This window comes from uncultured Methanobrevibacter sp. (assembly GCF_937898925.1).
GTDB lineage: Archaea > Methanobacteriota > Methanobacteria > Methanobacteriales > Methanobacteriaceae > Methanobrevibacter.
Genome location: NZ_CALDKF010000033.1, coordinates 1 through 3045 on the forward strand (window position 1 = coordinate 1; position 3045 = coordinate 3045).

4 protein-coding genes are annotated in these 3045 nt (G+C 40.8%); 3 read left to right on the plus strand and 1 reads right to left on the minus strand.

Going from position 1 to position 3045, the window contains the following annotated elements:
- Positions 1-939 (plus strand): pyocin knob domain-containing protein (locus Q0409_RS02655; protein WP_298534792.1); only part of this gene is annotated, 939 nt, incomplete at its 5' end.
- Between the two features lie 12 nt (positions 940-951).
- A complete protein-coding gene (locus Q0409_RS02660) occupies positions 952-1413 on the plus strand; it encodes a hypothetical protein (protein ID WP_298534794.1) in 462 nt (153 codons plus the stop codon).
- Between the two features lie 25 nt (positions 1414-1438).
- Here Q0409_RS02660 and Q0409_RS02665 read toward each other — a convergent pair whose 3' ends face one another.
- Entirely contained in the window at positions 1439-1606 is a 168-nt protein-coding gene (locus Q0409_RS02665; RefSeq protein WP_298534796.1) for a hypothetical protein, read from the minus strand.
- A 188-nt stretch (positions 1607-1794) separates the two neighbouring features.
- On the opposite strand from Q0409_RS02665, the gene Q0409_RS02670 reads away from it, so the two are divergent.
- The coding region (locus Q0409_RS02670) for a phage tail spike protein (RefSeq protein WP_298534798.1) at positions 1795-3045 on the plus strand (1251 nt) is incomplete at its 3' end.

The window sequence follows — 3045 nt, forward strand, 5'->3', positions numbered from 1 at the left end:
GGAGCTGAGATTGATGACACATCAACAGCATACAGCACAACATGGAGCTCCAACAAGATCAATGATGAGATTTCATCCATGCCTGACAATCTCTCTGAGCTGGATGATGTTGCTCTGGCAAACATCACTGATGGTCAAATGCTTGCATATGACCTTGACAATCACAGATGGAAAAACAAGACAGCTGATGCATCCTCCTTGAATTATGAGGCTGGCACATCAATCAAAGACAAGATTGATGAGAAGGCAAACACAGCTGATCTGGCTGAGGTAGCCACAGGAGGACAGCTGATTGACCTCTCTGATGTTGATGTCTCATCTCCATCAGCCAATGATGCTCTTGTTTGGGATGATGAGAATGAAAAATGGATTGCTGGCTCTGTGTCCACAGTTGGCTCAATTGATGACCTCACAGATGTTGACACAGCAAATGCATCAGCTGGAGATTGCCTCCGATATGATGCCGACAATTCAGAATGGATTGCTCAAAAGCAAGTGATTGAGCTCACACAGGCTGAATATGATGCTTTGGTGTCAAAACAGCCAAACACATTGTATGTCATCACTGATGCTTGGAATCTCAATGCAACAGCTGATGACATTGAACTCTCAGCTGGTGTCTCTGTTGCTGATAAGATTGAGACAATTGATGATGATATTTCAGACATACAAACTGATTTGGTTGGTAAATTTGGATATATTTACAATGGAACAGCTATTGTTGATTTGAATGATATAAAAGACAATGGCATTTATTCATTTTACAATCCAACAAACAGACCATACTCAGGAAATGCATGGGCTCAAATTATTGTAATAAGGGCAGCAAATGAGCCAAATTATGCCACACAAATCTGTTTGGCAAACAACAACACACCAACATTGCATATTAGAGTATGTACGAATGGAAGTTGGCAATCATGGGTGCAAGTGGTTTAACAGGAGGTAAACATGGCAAAACAGATTTACATTGATGAAAATGGCAATGAGCATCTTGTCTCTGGCACAATAAACACAGCAAGCATGTTGCCTGTCTCAGCTGGCTCATCAACAAACACAGCTGATGCTCTTGATGCAAAGGCAAATGCATCAGATTTGGAAACAACAGAGCCTGTCAGTGCTCCATTGACAAATGTTTCAACATCAACAGGTGCAAACGAAACACTTAATTATTGGAAGTCTGGCAAAGTTGTATCTATTAACATTGATATAATCATAGCAAGTGCTAATACTCTTTTAACCATAGCAACATTACCAGAAGGGTTTAGACCAAAAGGAACTATAACAACAGCATTAAAAGCAACAGGCACAACACATGCAACAAGATACGCCATTATAAGACCGAACGGGCAAATTGCTGTTTATGCAGATACTGCAAGAATTTTGGATTGCATAACATTTGTAGCATCATAAGGAGACCAACAATGGACACAGTGATTCAATTTACACCAGCACAGCTGATCATTTTGGCATCAGCTGTCATCACATTATCCACAGCCTGTGGAGTGATTGTGAATCTCATCTCAAAGCTCAAAGAGCCAAAGAAGAAACAGGATGAGAGGATTGGACACTGTGAGGAGAGGCTTGACAAGCTGGATGCTGTCATTGAAAAATTTCAAGGGTATTTCTCCAATGATGACAGGAGATTCAAGGAGATTGAGGATGGCAACAAGATCACACAGACAGCTTTGCTGGCATTGCTCAAGCATTCGATAAATGGCAATGACATCAAGGCTCTGAGAGAGGCTGAGAAATGCCTTGAGGAATATCTAATCAGCAAATGAGGTGATTTAATTGATAAAGGTCTTTGGGATAGATGACACATTATTCTCCAGCAATGGAGATGTCGTCATTCAGCCATACAAGGCACAGGTGCATAAAGTTGACAATGGTGATTTTTATCTTGATTTGGAATGTCCTATTGAATATTTGGATTATATCTCACCAAATAACATTGTTGTTGCTCCAACACCACAGGGAGATCAGGCATTCAGAATCAAGAATGTCTCAACAACAAGGAGAAAGATCACAGCCAAATGTCTCCATCTCTTTTATGATTCTGTGAATTATCTGATTGCTGATTCCAATGTGGTCAACAAGAATTGCAATGATGCTCTTGATCATCTCAACAATGCCACAGACAACACATCACCATTCACAGTGATGTCTGATGTCACCAATGTCAATTCATTCAGATGTGTCAGAAAATCTCTGAATGAGGCAATCCAGACAGTGCTGGAGAGATGGGGAGGGCATCTGGTCAGAGACAATTGGAGCATCAAGATCATGAATCAGATTGGTCATGATAATGGTGTTACAATTCAATATAAAAAGAATCTAAAAGAGATCACTGTTGATTATGATTGGAGCTCAGTGGTCACAAAGCTCATGCCTGTTGGCAAGGATGGTCTATTGCTTGAGGGTTTATATGTGGCATCTGATGTCCAATATGAAATACCATTCACAAAGACAATCAGCTTTGAGCAACAGCTTGAGCTGGAGGATTTTGAGGGAGATGAGCTGGCATACCATCAGGCATTGCTTGATGATTTGAGAGTAAAGGCTCAGGCATATGTTGATGCAAATTCCATTCCAAAGGTCAATTACACTCTCAAGGCAAACATGGAGAAGATCACAGACATTGGTGATGTGGTTGAGGTAATTGATGAGAGGCTTGGAATCAATCTGATCACATCTGTGCTGTCATATGTTTATGATTGTATTCTGGGAAAATATATTGAGGTTGAATTTGGCAATGCACAGCCTCAGCTCTCAGGGCTCATGAACACATTGGAAAACACCATGAACACAGCCATTGCTGAGAATAATCAGACATTGACAGTGACATTGACATCTGAGCTCCAACAGGCTCAAGACAAAATCTGGGGAGCTCTGGGCAATTCATATTGCATTTATGAGGGCAATCAGATTCTCATTGTTGATGAGTTGCCCAAAGAACAGGCTCACAATGTCATCAGAATCAATTCAGCTGGAATTGGATTCTCACAGACAGGCATCAATGGAAATTTCACAACAGCATGGACA